The sequence below is a fragment of the Burkholderia sp. 4M9327F10 genome (genome assembly GCF_005503145.1).
In the GTDB taxonomy this organism is placed as follows: Bacteria; Pseudomonadota; Gammaproteobacteria; order Burkholderiales; family Burkholderiaceae; genus Paraburkholderia.
Genome location: NZ_SCNV01000003.1, coordinates 55,239 through 71,632, shown reverse-complemented (window position 1 = coordinate 71,632; position 16,394 = coordinate 55,239). Strand labels below are relative to the sequence as shown.

General features: G+C 59.0%; 14 protein-coding genes. 9 read left to right on the top strand and 5 right to left on the bottom strand.

Going from position 1 to position 16,394, the window contains the following annotated elements; genetic code table 11:
• Positions 1-342: 342 nt before the first annotated feature.
• The 4 genes from FFS45_RS04520 to FFS45_RS04505 all read left to right on the top strand — a co-directional run bounded on the left by FFS45_RS04520 (position 343) and on the right by FFS45_RS04505 (position 3,985).
• Complete coding sequence (locus tag FFS45_RS04520) at positions 343-996, top strand: NAD(P)H-dependent oxidoreductase (protein WP_137953522.1); 654 nt, start codon at positions 343-345, stop codon at positions 994-996.
• A gap of 317 nt (positions 997-1,313) precedes the next feature.
• Positions 1,314-1,532, top strand: a complete 219-nt coding sequence (locus FFS45_RS04515; RefSeq protein ID WP_137953521.1) for an HlyU family transcriptional regulator — start codon at positions 1,314-1,316, stop codon at positions 1,530-1,532.
• Positions 1,533-1,739: 207 nt separating this feature from the next.
• Entirely contained in the window at positions 1,740-3,191 is a 1,452-nt protein-coding gene (gene iaaH, locus FFS45_RS04510; protein ID WP_137953520.1) for an indoleacetamide hydrolase, read from the top strand.
• A gap of 50 nt (positions 3,192-3,241) precedes the next feature.
• Complete coding sequence (locus FFS45_RS04505; protein ID WP_249362626.1) at positions 3,242-3,985, top strand: CDP-diacylglycerol diphosphatase; 744 nt, start codon at positions 3,242-3,244, stop codon at positions 3,983-3,985.
• 3 nt (positions 3,986-3,988) lie between these two features.
• Here FFS45_RS04505 and FFS45_RS04500 read toward each other — a convergent pair whose 3' ends face one another.
• Positions 3,989-4,483, bottom strand: a complete 495-nt coding sequence (locus FFS45_RS04500) for a MarR family transcriptional regulator (RefSeq protein WP_137953518.1) — start codon at positions 4,481-4,483, stop codon at positions 3,989-3,991.
• Between the two features lie 210 nt (positions 4,484-4,693).
• On the opposite strand from FFS45_RS04500, the gene FFS45_RS04495 reads away from it, so the two are divergent.
• The gene (locus FFS45_RS04495) at positions 4,694-5,662 is read left to right on the top strand and encodes a fatty acid desaturase (protein ID WP_137953741.1); all 969 of its coding nucleotides are present in this window, start codon (positions 4,694-4,696) and stop codon (positions 5,660-5,662) included.
• Between the two features lie 6 nt (positions 5,663-5,668).
• Here FFS45_RS04495 and FFS45_RS04490 read toward each other — a convergent pair whose 3' ends face one another.
• The 4 genes from FFS45_RS04490 to FFS45_RS04475 all read right to left on the bottom strand — a co-directional run bounded on the left by FFS45_RS04490 (position 5,669) and on the right by FFS45_RS04475 (position 11,130).
• On the bottom strand, positions 5,669-6,217 hold the full coding sequence (locus FFS45_RS04490) for a hypothetical protein (protein WP_137953517.1): 549 nt from the start codon (positions 6,215-6,217) through the stop codon (positions 5,669-5,671).
• Positions 6,204-7,883 carry a hypothetical protein gene (locus FFS45_RS04485; protein ID WP_137953516.1) on the bottom strand — a complete coding sequence of 560 codons (1,680 nt, stop codon included), beginning with the start codon at positions 7,881-7,883 and terminating at the stop codon, positions 6,204-6,206. The genes FFS45_RS04490 and FFS45_RS04485 overlap by 14 nt, the downstream gene beginning before the upstream one ends.
• Before the next feature lie 170 nt (positions 7,884-8,053).
• On the bottom strand, positions 8,054-9,820 hold the full coding sequence (locus FFS45_RS04480) for a hypothetical protein (protein WP_137953515.1): 1,767 nt from the start codon (positions 9,818-9,820) through the stop codon (positions 8,054-8,056).
• Positions 9,817-11,130: a hypothetical protein gene (locus FFS45_RS04475; RefSeq protein WP_137953514.1), complete on the bottom strand. Its 1,314-nt coding sequence runs from the start codon at positions 11,128-11,130 to the stop codon at positions 9,817-9,819. Before FFS45_RS04475 ends, FFS45_RS04480 begins: the two co-directional genes overlap by 4 nt.
• Before the next feature lie 593 nt (positions 11,131-11,723).
• Here FFS45_RS04475 and FFS45_RS04470 point away from each other — a divergent pair.
• The 4 genes from FFS45_RS04470 to FFS45_RS04455 all read left to right on the top strand — a co-directional run bounded on the left by FFS45_RS04470 (position 11,724) and on the right by FFS45_RS04455 (position 16,382).
• Entirely contained in the window at positions 11,724-12,725 is a 1,002-nt protein-coding gene (locus tag FFS45_RS04470) for a hypothetical protein (RefSeq protein WP_137953513.1), read from the top strand.
• A gap of 667 nt (positions 12,726-13,392) precedes the next feature.
• The gene (locus FFS45_RS04465) at positions 13,393-14,157 is read left to right on the top strand and encodes a hypothetical protein (RefSeq protein ID WP_137953740.1); all 765 of its coding nucleotides are present in this window, start codon (positions 13,393-13,395) and stop codon (positions 14,155-14,157) included.
• A gap of 67 nt (positions 14,158-14,224) precedes the next feature.
• Positions 14,225-14,827 (top strand): hypothetical protein, encoded by a 603-nt coding sequence (locus FFS45_RS04460; RefSeq protein WP_137953512.1) that lies wholly within the window; start codon positions 14,225-14,227, stop codon positions 14,825-14,827.
• Positions 14,828-14,924: 97 nt separating this feature from the next.
• Complete coding sequence (locus tag FFS45_RS04455) at positions 14,925-16,382, top strand: DUF1254 domain-containing protein (protein WP_137953511.1); 1,458 nt, start codon at positions 14,925-14,927, stop codon at positions 16,380-16,382.
• The last annotated feature ends 12 nt before the right edge of the window (positions 16,383-16,394 follow it).

Here is a 16,394-nt window from a genome sequence, read left to right as displayed (position 1 = left end):
TCCCACATCGAACTGACGCAAAAAAAATGGCCCCACTATCTTTCGATAACGGGGCCTAGTCCCATGTCAAGGAGTAGTCATGGAGGAGACGAGCCAATCTTAGCCGCGCCCCCTGCCACTTTCCAACCAACGGTTTTCGCTTTGCTTATCGAGCGCCGCGTCAGGTGCATTACACGCCGGCTCTGCGTGGATAACCCTGCCAGCGTATATCGTTAGAACGAAAAGTCGCTTCGTGCTGCTACTATCGGTCACTAATATGGCGGTTGAAGTCCAGTTTGCCCGGGCAAACTCGCGCGCAGCCCCGCGCCACGCCCCGGCAGCCGCTACCGAAGGAGCATTTCGTTGACCAGTTTGGATCATCATCGCCGGCCGCTCGTTATCGGCATTGGCGGCACGACGCGTGCGGCGTCCTCCACCGAGCGTGCCCTCGGTTTCGCCCTGCGCGGCGCCGAAGCCGCCGGTGCCCGTACCCGCCTGTTCGGCGGCACCTTTTTGCATAGCCTGCCCCACTACGCCCCGGAAGATCCGCAACGCACCGAGGCACAACTCGAACTGATCGAAGCGGTGCGCCACGCGGACGCATTGATTATCGCCACGCCGGGCTATCACGGCGGCGTCTCCGGTCTCGTCAAGAACGCGCTCGACACGCTGGAAGAACTACGTGAAGACGAGCGTCCGTACCTCGACGGCCGCGCGGTCGGCTGCATCGTCACGGCCTACGGCTGGCAAGCGGCCGGTTCGGTGCTGACCTCGCTACGCTCGATCGTGCACGCCTTGCGCGGCTGGCCCACGCCGTTTGGCGCCGGCATCAATACGCTCGAGACGCGTTTCGAATCCGTGGATAGCTGTTCCGATCCAAAGGTTGCCGGCCAGCTCGCCACGGTCGGCCAGCAGGCCGCACAATTCGCGTTCGCGTTCAACACGCACCTCACGCCCGCGCATCTGCCCGCCACGCCCGAAGCACGCACCTCCAAGGTGCTGACGCTCGCCAACTAGGCGCAGCCCTCCCTACGCTCAGTATCGGAGCACCGCGCGCCGCACCCTGCGGCGCGCGGCGGCGTAGTGTTGCGCTGCGTGGTCCAAGCAACAGACAGGCTAGGCGACGCGCCGGATAGTGGCGATAACGCATCCGGGGCCGCTTCAGCCAAATCCGCGAAGACCGTTCAAGGTCCACCGTAATTTGCTTGCGACGAATGATTGGTTCACGCGCGAGGCCACCCGGCCTACGCTTGTCCCTGCCCGTCCGCTATCCGGCGGGCAGTATGCGCCGGATTCCTTTCGCAACGCATGCGGACACGTTCATCGCTATCACCATGAATCGACAACCTATCCAGTACAAGGGCTATCAGGTCGCCCCGGCCGCACAACAGCTGCCTAACGGGCTGTTTGCCGCGAACCTGACCATCGGCAAAACCGCGCCTGATTCGAGCCGGACCCACTCGTTCGACGCGCTCGACTATTTCTTCGACGAAGAGCACGCCGTCGCCTACGCGTTCCGCTGGGGACGCATGTGGGTCGACAGCCATCAATAACGGCGCTTGCCGTTCATCCCCGCAAGCCCCGGCCCGCCGGGGCGCGATCGATCTCCAGACCAGCCCAGCCGGTATGCGAGCCGGCAACGTGCTTTAAAAGGCTGTGACAGAATAGGGAGCGCGCGTGGCGCCTGTTACGCTACGCGCTGCGCGCCGCACTCACAGCGAGGCGCGTGACCTGACTGGGCACCCGAGGAGATCTCCCGCATGACATGGACCGTCGACGAACAGTTGGCCCTGACGGCATCGGAAGCCGTGGTTGCGATCCAGACCGGCCGGCTGAAAGCCACGGACTACGTCGCCACCTTGCTCGCACGCGCTGCGGCGCTGTCCACGCTCAACGCCCTCACGGCTCTCAACATGGAAGGCGCCCTCGCCGACGCCCAGCGGATCGACGCGATGACGCCAGACGCGCGCGCAGCCTTGCCGCTCGCCGGCCTGCCGATTGTCGTCAAGGACAACATCAACACGCGCGGCCTGCTCACCTCGGCGGCCACCCCCGCACTGGAACACTTCGTACCGCGCGATAACGCCCCCACCGTGCAGCGCCTGCTCGACGCCGGCGCGATCGTGCTCGGCAAGGCCAACATGCACGAACTGGCATTCGGCATTACCAGCACGAACCTCGCCACCCACGCGGGAACGGTACGCAACCCGTACGACCCGGGACTGATTCCGGGCGGCTCGTCGGGTGGCACCGCTGCCGCGATTGCCGCGCGCATCGTGCCGGCCGGACTGGGTACCGACACCGGCGGATCGATCCGCATTCCCGCTGCCTTGACCGGCACGGCGGGCTTGCGTCCGTCGGTCGGCGACGGCGGCGCGGAGCGGCGCTATCACGATCCCGACGCCGTCGTGCCCATCAGCCACACGCGCGACACCGTCGGCCCGATGGCGCGCAGCGTCGCGGATCTCGCGCTGCTGGACGGCGTCGTGACCGGCGCCGGGCCCTTGCCCGCGGTGAGCCTGAACGGCTTGCGCGTGGGTCTGCCCGCGCCGCTCTGGGACGATCTGGAATACGCCCTGGAAGACGTCGTGCGCGATGCGCTGACGCGGCTTCAGGCTGCCGGCGTGGCGCTCGTGCCGGTGGAGATGAGCGGCCTGCTCGATCTGACCAGCAAGGTCGGCTCAACCGCGATTCACGAGGCTCATGAGGACGTGCCCGCGTGGCTCGCCGCCAACCAGGCGCCGGTCCGGACGATCGCGGAGGTTGCCGCGCGCATTGCCAGCCCGGATGTGCGCAGCATCTACGACGTGATCCTTGCCGACCCTTACGCCAGCCAGTACCAGACCGCCCTGACCGTGTGGCGGCCGCAGCTTCAGCAACTGTACGCGCAGACCTTCGCGGCAAACCGGCTCGACGCGCTCCTGTTCCCCACCACGCGCCTCAGCGCCGTGCCAATCGACAATCTGGCCTGCTCGTCCGCGGTAACCATCAACGGCAGCGCACCCATCGACGAAATGAACGCCTTCCTGCGCAACACCGATCCAGCCAGCAACGCCGGCATTCCCGGCCTCTCGCTACCCGCCGGCATGACGGCCGAAGGCTTGCCGGTCGGGCTCGAACTGGACGGCCCGCTCGGCAGCGACCGGCGGCTGCTTGCGATAGGCGTAGCGTTCGAGCAGTTGCTCGGCACCCTGCCGGGGCCGACGCTATGATCGGCGCACGCAAGGTTTTACCGGGCAAAAGCGCGCGCAGAAGCTGGTTCGTGATCGGCAGGGCCGCGACCCTCGCCGCTGTCGCCGTGGTGGCGAGCAGTTGCGCGCAGATCGCGGCCGCCGACCCCGACGCGCTGTGGAAGATAGTCGGCGGACAATGCGTGCCCGAGGAGCGCTCGATCGGCCGGCCCGGTCAATGCACCAGCGTCAACCTGGCCGGGCACTACGCGATTCTCAAAGATATCAACGGCCGCAGCCAGCACCTGTTGATTCCCACCGAGCGCGTCACCGGCATTGAAAGCCCGAGCGTGCTCGATGCCGACGCGCCCGAGTACTGGGCCGACGCCTGGAACTCGCGCAACGTGGTGGACGCTTCGCTCAAGCAGCCGCTCAAGGCCGATCAGTTCGGACTGGAAATCAATTCTGAATTCCGCCGTTCGCAGCAGCAACTGCATATCCATATGGACTGCATGCGCACCGATATCATCGACGCGCTCGCGGCCTACCGGCAAGCGCCGGTGGGCCAATGGCAGTGGGAAACGATCGACGGCACGCGCTACCGGATCATGCGGGTCACGAGCCTGACGCAGGAGAACGATCCATTTCGGATTGTCGCGCGTGACCACCCGGATTCCCAGGCCATGGCCACGCAGACGATTCTCGTGACGGGCGCCGGGCCGTCTGCCGACCAGGACGGCTGGCTCGTGCTCAATAGCGGCCTGAACGTGCAGGACGGCACCGGCACCGCCGAAGGTCTGCTCGATCACGCCTGCCGGCTGGCCGATAACCCATGACGCTTATTCCGTCTCGCTGGCGCTGCCTTCCACTGCAAGACTGACCAGCCAGCGGCGGATCACGCTTTCCTCATCCGCGTTAAAGCCCGCAAGCATCTGCTGCTCGATGGTCCGCACGCGCGAGCGGCATTGCTTGAGCAGCGCCTTGCCGTCCTCCGTGACGTCGATATGCTGGATTCGGCCATGCACCGCATGCGGCCGCCGCGCAATCGCCCCGCTGCGCAGCAGGTTGGCGACAATCACGCTGACGGTTTGCGGCGTAAGCATGGCAAGGCGCGCGACGTCCGCATTGGAGAGGCCCGGATAGGCGACCAGCATGGTCAGCACCATGAATTGCGGCGGCGTCACCCCCACGTCGGCCAGTGCCCGCTCCATGCGCAAGCGGTGCGCCGCCCCCGCCTGGCGCAGCAGATAGCCGATATACCCCTCCTCCCCGCGTTTGCCCTCGCCCACACGAGGGATGTCCTGCCGCTCCGGTGCTACAGAATTCTTGCGCATGATTATCAGAACTCGAATATTTAACGTTCGTGCTCTGATATTAACCGGTATTGAGCGGCAGCGGCACTGCCGGGCGGCCTGCGCGTGCCTCTCGCCGGGCTAAGCGCAATTCTGCAGAAGCTTTGCGCAACAAATTGGTTCATTGCCGGCATGACGGCTCGTAGGATCGGGTTTAATGCGTCCAATGGCGCCTATATCCCTTTTTTGCCGATGGCGCGCTACCTCGACGATACGCAACGCAACAGCCTGGTCCGCCTGGGCACGAGCTGGACATGGCGCACGGAATGGCCGACCTGGGCGCTGATCGTCACGATTTACGGCAGCTGGTTTGGCGTCGCGAGTCACGCTCGCAGCCTTGGCTTGCCGCTCACCGCTGCGCTACTGGGGCTATCGAGCACCTGGTACATGTCGTTGCAGCACGAGCTGTTGCACGGCCATCCGACCCGCTCGCGCTTCTTCAACGCGCTGCTCGGTTTCGCGCCGCTCGCGGTCTGGTTTCCCTACGGCATCTATCGCGATCTGCATTTGCGGCATCACGACGACGTTCACCTGACTCGCCCAGAGCACGATCCGGAAAGCTACTTCGTGTCCGTCGACGTGTGGCAACGTGCCGGCGCCGCGACCCGTGTGCTGTTGCGCCTGCGCAATACGTTCGCGGGCAGGCTGCTGGTGGGACCGGCCTTTGCGATTGCCGTAACAGCCAGCGAGGCCGTGCGCAAGGTTGGGCGTGGTGACTGGTCTGACGTGCCGCTGTGGCTTGCTCATGGCGTGTCGGTTGCAGCGCTTGCGTGGTGGCTGCAGACGGTCTGCGCCGTTCCGGCGTGGCTGTTTGTGCTCGGTGTCGGCTACATCGCGTTGTCGCTCGGTTCGATCCGCTCGTTTCATGAGCATCGCGCAGCCGATGCGGTCGAGCATCGCACGGTGCTGAATGAAGCCGGCTGGTTCTGGCGTTTGCTGTTCCTCAACAACAACTATCATTTGGTCCACCATGACTTGCCTCACGTCCCCTGGTATGCGCTGAGAGGAGTCTATGAAACGTCCCGCCAGCAATATATCGAGCGCTCGGGTGGGTTTCTGGTGAAGGGTTATGGCGAATGGTTAAAGCTTCATGCCGTGGCTCCGGTTGCGAGTCCGGTTTACGGGAATAGCTCTGCATCAAATCGCGAGCTTTTCGACTAAAGCGGTTCAGCCCGGCGCCATCGAAAATTTTTCGTGCTTGAGCACTAGTCCATCTTCCAGTTCAACTATGCCGAGCGATTCAAGCACGCCGAGTTGAAGCACGATATCCGATGCACTCAGCCTATTGCTAAATGAACTGATCAGCTCATCTTCGGGGACGCTCTCCAGACCAGCATTCTTTACCCAAAGATAGTAGACAATTTCCCCGAGTATAGGGCTCAGTTCAATAGATCGCGCATGCCCCAGCGCATATAGCGCTTGCAGTGCCGGAACGAGCAGCGAAACATGTCCTCCGGCGGGAAGCGTCGGTGTCTTCGCGATGATGTCCGCCAACCGCTCGACAATCTGGAGCCAGTTGATCCGGATGTTCATCACGCGCGTTGACGTGACAACGAATTCGCCATCCACATGCTTGCCCTGTAACGCGTCAAGGGACATCTGGCGCACCTCGCCTGGCGGCACGTCCTCAATGCCGGCAGCGATGATGTTGGCAACCTCGGCGGGAACACGATTATGGTGGTCATTCAAAACCTGGATGGCTTCATTTCGCGACATTTGTTGCTCCTGGCCGGAGGGCCGTGATAGTGGTGAGGTCGGGAAGTAGTTCATTGAACGAACCTCCCCCGAAGTGTGGGCGGTCAAAGATCTCGGTGAGCCGGTCGACGACGTCGGCATCGAGCCGGCCATCCAGGTGGAAGTACGGGTGTGCACACCAGTCAGCGAGCGCGGCACGCGACGCCGACGTCAGGAACGGGTTCAGGCGGCCACTCCGCGCAACAAGCTGATGTTCAGGGTTCGACACAAGCGCCTCAAGAAGGAACTCATTGGCATAGCCGCGAGCCGCGTTTTGGACATCGGAGACACGCAGGCTACGCGCAACGGCAAGACGATAATCCGGTGAGAGCATCAGGCCGGTAGTCGTGATATCAAATTCTTCGATGTCCACCTGATTTTCGAGCAGCGAGAACGGTATGACGTTCTTGATTTTTCCGTCTACCCAGAGTGCCGTGCCGTGAATCCCCTTCGTGAGAGTTAGATAGTTACCGACAGTGATCCGCGAACCTGCTGCCGCCTGCCTGGCATGTTCGAGGACGCTTTCGTCCAGCGCCTCGAGCTTTGCAAACGCATCCTCGCCAAGGCCCTTGCAAACCGTCTCCACGCGACTATAAAGAATCAGTTTCACATCGCGAGTGGGTCGGTCGCCGACACCACCGGCCAACCGAAAGCGAACGTGCGTTCCCTCATCCACGGCTTCGATCAACGTGCCCGACGTCCAGCTGGTCAGATGAACGGAAGTAGACGCGCGCAGCACCACGTAGGTGGAGAGCGTCTCTTGTGCATTGTCCAGATCGTCGTGGTGGTCGTTATGAGGAAAAAGCGGATTGCTCTCTGAATGAAGGATAAACTGCGCCGTCTCACCTGCCTGCAGTTGCGCATGAATGTCCCAGTTATCGAAATTCGCACGCAGCCACTCATTGCGCAACATTCGATCGAGCATCTCGACGTGAGCGCAGGTAAGTCCGCGAAGCGAGGAGTGAACGGCCCCAAGAATATCCTCCGCTTTCAGCTTGCCGTCGACGGCCCGCTCGATTGCCGGATGATCGCAGATAAGGCGAATCAGCAGCGGAAGCAGAGTAGACGGGGCTCCGAGTTCCGGCGCGAAGCGGGCAATATGCGCGGCTACCGCCTTGACATACAAATAGCCGATGAAATAGTGAGCAGTCTCGCCAATCTTACGGACAAAGAGCTCGGTCAACAGGCCATCGGAAACAGCCATGAGTTTTGCCCCGCGCAAAGCCGCCAACGGCCCCCCATGAAAACTCGCTGCGGCATTGTTGGTTGTGATCTTGTTCAGCGGGAACGGTAAAACGGCTTCGGTATTGTCAGCGTCATAATCGAGTTGGCCGTAAATCGCAAGGCCCTCAAGAAGCGGAGCGAACATGCCGAGAAGCGTCTGTACGCTATCTGGAATATCCGGCGTCGCCTCTCCGATTTGCGTGCGAAACAGGGGGGTGGCAATACGGGCAATCCAGAAGCCGAGCCTTGTGGTCCTGAAAGATGCGACATGCGTGATCTCATGAAGCACCCTTGACACCCTGACGTGGTTGTCTGTGGGATCGAAGCCCATGAAAAGATTTGCACTCAGTTCTTCTGCTCCGCTTTCGACTAGCGACGCCAACGTGTGATAACGCTCGCAACCATCAAGGGCAAGAAGCTGCATAGGTCACCTTTTGCAAATCCGGAAAGCGAACTGTTTTCGCACCCGGTGTGAACATCTACGACTCTGGATTTCACAATAGCATGGCGGCCGAAAGACAGCCCCCTGCAGAATGACTCCCCCGCCCTTTCCGCACCAGCGTCATAGTTGACCCGCAGGCGGGGGATATCACTTCACTCGAAGTACGACACTTGTGCGCGAGCCGCTTCGACCTCTAAATATTTGCCAATGAACAGATCGAAGTAGTTCCGCAGCGATGTTCCCGATTGGTCAACAGCGCCCGGGGTCGCGAAGTCGAACTGATAGCCAAGGCCACCGGAGAAAGCTAGCCAGGCAAGCATTTCCTTGTCGTCTGGACTGTTCTCGATGGAAATCGTTCCATTGCCTCCGGCGTTGAACCCGTAAAGATTGTGGTCCGGAAAATGAGGAATGAGTTCGAGTGCGAATGAACGTGTTGGCCCACCGATCTGAGGGTTGACGCCCTGCGGGGAGAGAACATTGGTCGACTGTGTGTAGGTGCTGCCACAATCGTCCACAGGAGGGCCTCCTCCTTGCGATTGAGCTCCCTGCGATTTACACACACCGCTCAACGCACAAAACAGCGCGAACAACCAGTACAGGATTTCCACCACGGCAACGACCGCGGCTCCAACAGCCGCACCAATAGGCCCTGCAATCAGTCCAACCGCCGCTCCCGCGCCAATGGCGCCAAGATACTCGCCCCAGGCGGCACCCGCGGATTGGCCGCGCGTAAAGTAGTTGCTAAATGTGGCTTCCCAGCCAGCAGGAGACATGTTGGCGAAATAGACGTTGGCGTGCGTGCCGGCCGGATCGATGACGCCCTTGTCATTCACCATCTTGAGTGCGGGATGATCAAGCGGGAACATCCGTATCGTGTCAGGACCGGTGCACGCAAACAGGAACCCATTTCGCCGCGACTCGATAACCGCGTCAGAGTCTTGCGGCTCCGGCGGCGGCGCCATAAGCATCACCCCGAATCCGAGATGATGAAATTCGCGGTTGGTAGCCGTAAAGCCGGGTTGCCGTCGCGCCTCGTCATCGGCAGGGTAAAAGCCGTGATAGACAATCATAATCGGTTGTCGCGGAGCCGCAATGTCATTTCCTCCAATCGCAGTAAGAGGCGCCCCGCCCCCCGCGGGTAACGGATCTGTATGAATGCGGTTGTTACGCAAGGGTGCGTATTGGCCACCGGTCAGCGCCGCAGCCTCGTAGGCCTGGTTAAGCCGCAGCGCGCCAGCCACACCTTTGATTTCTGCATATAAGGTCGGTGCAAGCGGCCCGGGGCCAAGACGGCCAAGCGCCGGGCCAAGATTGAGCGCCCCGGTATCGAGCGCATCAGCCGGAAAGCCGGTAACCGGAGGAGCACAGCCTATGGTGGCAGCAAACGGTTGGCGCGATTCATACAGAGGGGCGGCTATGTTGGGATTGTTGAATACCTCAGGGTTCTCGAAAAGCAGAGGATAGACCTGGCCGGACAAGGGTTGCTGTCCGGCCGCCGAATAGAACCGGGCGGTTAACGCAGCGTCTGCGTAATTGAGCAAGTCGTGCATGGATACGGGAAAAAAATCCTGCCCGTCCGGATGGTTTACGACGGGCGCCCATAGCGTCGAGATCTGCTCCCCCCATGAACTCGTCCAGTTGGCAAGCCCTGGAAGTATCGCCGCAAGTGCATCGAGTTCGATTGCACGAAAAGTTTGCAGATCGGGCTTCTGGCTGTTGGGCGCAGTGGCAATAAGCTGATCGAGACTGGCGACGGTAGGAATCTGCGTGAGACCGGAAACCGTTGACGGAACAGCGAAGTGCCCAACGCTGCTAAAGAGTTCTGCAGGGTATTGCAACGTCGCCATCCGCGGGTCATTGATCAGGGTCGAGAAAAACTGATCCACAAAATATGACCTTATGCTGTCGAGCCGAGTCATGTCGATTCCCCTTGATCACAATGGACATGGATGTGGATGCCTCCCCCGGAGCAAGGCTCCGTCGAAGCGCACGATCCCTGCGGAGGCCGGGTCTTGCAGCCGCAGGGGGAGCCGCCGCCCGCCCCCTGCCCATATCCACCGGTACTACCTCCACTCCCCTCTCCTCCTGATGGCCGCCCGCAGAGTCCACACAGGCCATTTAGAATGGGACCGAATATGATCGGCAGGCTCCTATTGGGATCGAAACCATTTGTGGATGGCGCGGTAAGACATAAATCCGGATACAGCGCTCGTAGTTGCGCGACCCGCTCGGGAGGCATGCTGCCTTGTGCCGCGAGCTTCAATGCCTGCATGACTAACGTGTCGCGCGCATTTGCGGACACCGACCAGACCAGATTCAATCCTTCATTCAGAAGGGGCACTAACTTTGGATCACTGAATACATCGACGCCTGCCGACTGGTCTGCCAAAGTCAGTTGAGTAACCCTGTCATGCAGGCTGCTAAACGCCGCGATAGTGCCGGATTGGTTCCCCGAGGTGCCAAGAGCGGCAGCGATGACCGCATTGATCCCGTTCAGCAGAGTGGTGGCGGTCTGCTGACACTGGGTCTGCTCAGCAACGGTAAGCGAGTTGACATAGATCTCCTGCAACGTTTTAAGCTGATACGTTCCACCTGAACAGACCAGCTTGCCCGCTACGGAGGCGAGATCACTTTGAGGTGTAAGAGTATCGATGGAGACCGGCCCCATCAGCCCGAGGAAAGTATAACGATCATCGCCGCCCGGCCAGTATCCGATCTTGATACCAACCGGGCCGACCGGCCTCACTGCGTCACCATGGGTAATCACGATGTCCACGATCTCATCGTTCAAACGCAGGACTAGCGAAGTCGCCGGGTTGTACTCGAAGTCCGCTGCGTACCAGACGTTTGGCGCAATGGCGTTCGGCTGGCTGGTCACGCCATACCACGTCGTGCCATCGAAAATCGTTCCCTGAAGACTGGCATCCTTTTCGACAAACAGCGCGAAAGCCAGATCGCCTTCCACCAGATTTATCCGGCGGTTGAACGCCGTGGGAGAAAATACACATCGAACCCGAAAGCCTGCCCAGCCACCCAATGTCGGCGCAGCCGGCACCGTTACCTGGGATTGAGGGTTGTCGAAGCGGATTGCGGTCGCGACTCCAGGGACAGGATTGTCGACCCAACATGATGCATTAGGAATGCTTACTATTCCAGTATGTCCGTTGCCCGTATCATCGATAGCAACGTGATTATCAAAATCATACTGCAGCAAAGGGTTCCATGTCATACCGCCTCCTGATCTGGTCGGCAAGGCATAAGTTGGCTGAATTTCGAAACAGGGAATCGCTTCACCGGCCGGATAATTTTATTTTAGTTAGATACCGTTCCAGCGCAGTACATTCTCGCTAAAAAGCGTGCCCCAGCAAGAGCGTCAATAAATCACCGGCACCGCTCTGATCTCTGGTCGGAACGGTCAATGAAATTATCTATGATATTTTTGTTATTTTTAAATCCGCAAAAAAAATCCACCAGCACTCAAAGAGTGTCGTGACTGTCAACAAAAATCAACATTTAACCTGCAGCCTGTCAATGGATTAACTAATAAGTCTTGAAATTCATCAACAAAGATATGTTCAATCCTGAAAAAGTCAAGCCATTCCGATGGCTGGCGGCTTCGTCGAGTGTTATGGCGGATACGGAGGATAAGTGCAACATGGTGAATTCATGACAGCCCTGCAATTTCTCGACTATAGTTGCCTTATAAGAAATTCCAAATTTATAAGCAGCAGGTAGGGTCTGACCACGATCAATTACATTTCAGCGTGGCCTACGTGTCTTGCGCACTGTCGAAACGATCCACACCTTTTAAAGGAGATATCGATGGCCACCCAATCACAAAATGGCCCTGTCAATTTTCCCGCTGTTGCCGGAAAGGCAAATACATCAATCACTGCAGAATTAAGTCAGAAGATCGGCGCTCAAGCCTGTGCCACTATTGACAAACTATTCGGAGATTATTTACTCAATCGAAATGAGACCCGGGATATCGGTGCGGAACAGCAACGTGTCATCGAAGCTCTGGTTCGCGCATCTCTCTCGGGCACTCAGCCTTCGGAGGTTCAGCGGATTGAGTTCTTAATGCCTGAAAAAATCGAGAAGATGAAAAAGGCACGCGATCTGGCAACTTCTCGCCATCGTCTGCCTCAACTCTCCGCGAAGGCGCTGACGCTACGTCCGCTAGGTGGGATGACATTTAATGACGGCGTACAAGTCGCCGAGGATACGAAGCTGCAAATTTTTGCCGCCCCGTATGTGGCCACGTGGACATCTCATACTCCTGAGGGAAACGCCGAGTCCTCCGCGAATGCCAACGCCCAGAACGGGTCATTTGGATTCTTTATAGGCGCGGCCGGTGGGTCTGCAACTGCAGGCGCCGGAGTTTGGGTTCAGTTTATTCCAGACCCTCCCTTGCCACGCCTCGTACAGGTACGCCCTTACGTCCCTTATGACTATCAGTGGGACGATCACTCTGACAACGGCTATACAGCGCATAACGACGGCGGATTTGGAGTCTATGTCCTTAGCTGGGACATGCAAGGTGCTGACCAGCGACTCGAGCAGGATTTCCGATATGGCATCTGGTCCGACGGCACCGGATGGTGGGAACATCATCATAATCCCAGCGAGCCAAATCCAGATTATGGGAATGCATTCCTGTATGGAAATGAGGCCCCCTATTTTGAAGCGCAGGAAGATCGAATCTATCAGGCGTGCATCTGGTGCTTCGGATCATGCGACTCTGGCAGCGGCTTCTTCGGTAACTCGCTCACTGCTAGCGATATCAATGCGGAAGTAGGATTTGTCGTCATCGGAGAGCAGTGAGCGATTTTCGAGATTAGCGAATTTTTGAACGCTCCGAAGCGCATCATGAACATGGTAAGCAAACGAATTTTATGTGCTTCCATTTACTGGCGAACGGCGAACTGCTTTCATCGATTCCTTTCGTTGTTCGCTCCTGGCTCGCCCCGTCGGCCGCGCCAGAACACCGTTTTGTTCACCCTCTGAAACGACGCGCTGCCAGAACCACCTGCGAACGGTTAGCGAATCGATGCACGCACTCATTGGTGCAGTCCATGGAATTACATAATTTGAAAATCGATGAGCTATTGGTTCGTTAGTTGAAACAGTTCGAAATAACTCAATCCTAGGATAGCCGAATTCTATACAGAGAGTCACCTGCCCTGAGGCTCGCATCGCAATTTCCGATTACGGGCAAGTCCTTATCACACACATTTCTGTTAACTTACATTTCACCTTGCGATTTCATCTGACGTTTGCTAGCATCCAATCGTCGAACGTCTCATGAATCCCGTTGAGACTGATTTCCCTTAGCATACCTGTTTTTCGTACGTCTGCTTCACTCCTGCAGATGTAGTGGCATTTTACGCGCCCTCAAACCCGCATTGATGAATTTGCGGTGAGTACGCTCGCCCATGGCATTTCATAGGAAATCGCTATGCGAACCGGACGAATGCGCATTGAATATTTAATGCTGCTTTTCATTTTATTTTCCTTTTGCAGATATGCATTCTGCCAGAGCGAAGCCGATGATGCCAATAAGAGCAACAATCCGCTCAATCTTGCCGCTTCATTCAACATTCAGGATTATTTCACGCCGAGCCTTTACGGCGTAAGCGCGCATACCAATGATTTCCTGCTGAGACCCACAATCCCGCTTGGTGCAAACGGCATTGTCCCCGTACCTGAAATTTTCCGGCTGACTGTGCCCATCAGTACGCGGCCCGACCCGGCTGGAGGCTACAACACGGGGCTGGGTGACCTGAACCTGTTCGATATCTTCCTGCTGAGCCAGAGCGACATCCAGATAGGTGTCGGGCCGCTGGTGACCGCGCCGACGGCGACCGACCCAACCCTCGGCACGGGCAAATGGCAGGCGGGACTGGCGGCGGTCGCCATCAGCGCGACGCCGGCACGTCTGCTAGGCGGACTAATCCAGTGGCAGCACTCTTTCGCCGGCCAAAGCGCCCGCCCTTCCGTGCAGTCGCTAACCGCGCAGCCGTTCGGAATATTCAATCTGCCCGGCGGTTGGTACATACGGTCCACCGGAATCTGGACATTCGATCTGCAGCACGGCGACTACTACATTCCCGTCGGGCTCGGTGCTGGCAAGGCTTGGAAGTCGGGGTCGATCATCTATAACACCTTCCTCGAACCCCAGTACTCGGTTGCCCATTCGGGAAGCACACCAAAGTGGCAGATATTTGCAGGGCTAAACATGACGTTTGGCAAATAGAAGATGGACGGAATGCGCGGCCTGCATGGCGGCAATCCGAACGGAGATGAACATGACCGAGGACAGCATGAAACAGACAAAGCTATCGAAACACCTGGCGACGCTTTTTGTTGCCGCAGCGCTTGGCGGGATACCGCTTCAGCAAGCCGTTGCACAGGCGTCTTCACCCGACGCGCTCCAACCGGCAGTCAGCGCGGACGCACTGGTCCACACGCAGGCGATCGTGGTTGGCATCGACGCTAGCGCCAATACGGTGACGATAAAAGGCCCGCGCGGAAACGTGGTAGACATCGCGGTCAATCCCGACGTCGCAAACGTTTCGAATCTGCAAATTGGCGATGTTCTGAATATTGCCTATCGTGAGGCGTTCGTTGTCGGGCTGGACAAGGTCGCAACCCGCGGCGTTCGCGAACGCACGGAGTCAGCGGCGGCGCTGCCCGCGTCGGACGGCGTCGTGGCGGCGGCACGACGAGTCGAGGTTATCGCAACGGTGCAGAACATCAACGCGAAGACCCGTCGTGTCACGCTGCGGGGCCCCCAACATACCGTCACGCTCAATGTCTCCCCAGACATATCGCTAAGCGGCATCAAGAAAGGCGATTCCGTGCGCGTGGTGTTTGTGTCTGCCGCGGCGGTCCAGGTTCTGCCTGGTGGGACCACGTCGCAGTGAGGGGTGCATCTTCGCGCACAAGGAAAGTCTCCTTAAGCGCGCGGACCGGCGCGCCTACCTGGGCCGATACCAGACAGGGCAAATCATGGAGCTTCGGATGAACCTGAAAATAAAATCTCTTATGACGCTGCTTGCCTTCGGCCTGTCAGTCACGGCAACGGCCGCACGGTGCCAGACCGTGGATACACACATCGGGCAGATCGGGCTGACCGAAGGCGTACCCGCCGACCTCGCCACCGTGCAGAAGCTCTTTGACGAGTCGGATTTTCAGCGCGCTTGCCAGGCTTATGTTTGGGCTCTCCCGATTGTCGGCTTCGCGCAGTGGCAATACGAGCATCAAACGGTCTTCGGCGCGAAGGATACGGATATGGTCATCTACGTCTCCGTTCCCGACAAGCTCGGCATCCTGACCGCGAATGCCACGACACCCTATACCCTCGGCTTTCCCGATCTGTCGAAGACTGGCCCGCTCGTAGTGGACTACCCGGCCGGCAGTTCCGCCGGGGGGGTAGGCGATTTCTGGCAGCGACCACTAACCGATATGGGTGAAACCGGGCCGGACCATGGCAAAGGCGGCAAGTACCTGCTTGTCGGACCGGGACAGGAAGTGCCTGCGAATACGTCCGGCTATCGTGTGGTGAAATCCCCGACCTTTAACGTGCTCGTCGCATTCCGTGCGCTGGATGCGGACAAGGAAAAGGCCAATGCACTGATTCACCAGTTCCGCATGTATCCCTACGCGAAGCGAAACGCCCCCGAGCCCAGCCGTTTCCTTACACCGGAAGGACGTCAGTGGTCCCAGGTACCTCCACGCGGCATGGCGTACTGGGAGCGTCTCGCAGACATCATCAACCGGGAGCCTGTGGAAGAACGCGACCGCGAGATGATGGCGTTCCTGCGCCCATTGGGCATCGAGAAAGACAAGCCGTTTTCGCCGGACGACAGGCAGAAGCGGATTCTGACTGACGGCGCACAGGTCGGCGAACTGTTCGCGCAGGCCAATGCGTTCAACAGCCGGACTACCGGCTCTCAATACCGTCCGGACGCGCAGTGGCGTTACGTCATTCTGTTTGACCCGTCCCAGGAGGCGAAATACCACACTCAGATCGACGAGCGGGCTGACTACTTCTACGAGGCCGTCACGACGTCAAAGGGCATGGTAACCAGAAGCCCAGGGGTCGGCCAGGCGTACCTTGGTGCGTACCGTGATGGAAGTGGACACGTACTCGACGGCAACAGAAGCTATGTCCTGCATGTGCCGCCCAATCCGCCGGCAAAGCTGTTCTGGTCACTGACGGTCTACGACACCGACCAGCGCGTCATTATCGACAACCCGCAGCGGGTCGTCGACAAGTCGTCCCGGCAAGACCTTTTGAAGAACCAGGACGGTTCCGTGGATATCTACGTGGGACCCCAGGCGCCGGCCGGCAAGGAACAGAACTGGATACCGTCAATACCAGGGAAAGCCTGGTTCGCCTATTTCCGGCTCTACGGACCGCTGCAACCGTACTTCGACCATGCGTTTGCGCTGCCCGATTTTCAGCAGGTTCAGTGAACAGTCACAGCG

Excerpts from the sequence above, each read along its gene's own strand:
- FFS45_RS04480 (WP_137953515.1), bottom strand. The coding sequence starts at position 9,820 with ATGACTCGGCTCGACAGCATAAGGTCATATTTTGTGGATCAGTTTTTC.
- FFS45_RS04460 (WP_137953512.1), top strand. The coding sequence starts at position 14,225 with ATGAAACAGACAAAGCTATCGAAACACCTGGCGACGCTTTTTGTTGCC.
- FFS45_RS04500 (WP_137953518.1), bottom strand. The coding sequence starts at position 4,483 with ATGCGCAAGAATTCTGTAGCACCGGAGCGGCAGGACATCCCTCGTGTG.
- FFS45_RS04455 (WP_137953511.1), top strand. The coding sequence starts at position 14,925 with ATGAACCTGAAAATAAAATCTCTTATGACGCTGCTTGCCTTCGGCCTG.
- FFS45_RS04485 (WP_137953516.1), bottom strand. The coding sequence starts at position 7,883 with ATGCAGCTTCTTGCCCTTGATGGTTGCGAGCGTTATCACACGTTGGCG.
- FFS45_RS04490 (WP_137953517.1), bottom strand. The coding sequence starts at position 6,217 with ATGTCGCGAAATGAAGCCATCCAGGTTTTGAATGACCACCATAATCGT.
- iaaH (WP_137953520.1), top strand. The coding sequence starts at position 1,740 with ATGACATGGACCGTCGACGAACAGTTGGCCCTGACGGCATCGGAAGCC.
- FFS45_RS04465 (WP_137953740.1), top strand. The coding sequence starts at position 13,393 with ATGCTGCTTTTCATTTTATTTTCCTTTTGCAGATATGCATTCTGCCAG.
- FFS45_RS04495 (WP_137953741.1), top strand. The coding sequence starts at position 4,694 with ATGGCGCGCTACCTCGACGATACGCAACGCAACAGCCTGGTCCGCCTG.
- FFS45_RS04470 (WP_137953513.1), top strand. The coding sequence starts at position 11,724 with ATGGCCACCCAATCACAAAATGGCCCTGTCAATTTTCCCGCTGTTGCC.
- FFS45_RS04515 (WP_137953521.1), top strand. The coding sequence starts at position 1,314 with ATGAATCGACAACCTATCCAGTACAAGGGCTATCAGGTCGCCCCGGCC.
- FFS45_RS04475 (WP_137953514.1), bottom strand. The coding sequence starts at position 11,130 with ATGACATGGAACCCTTTGCTGCAGTATGATTTTGATAATCACGTTGCT.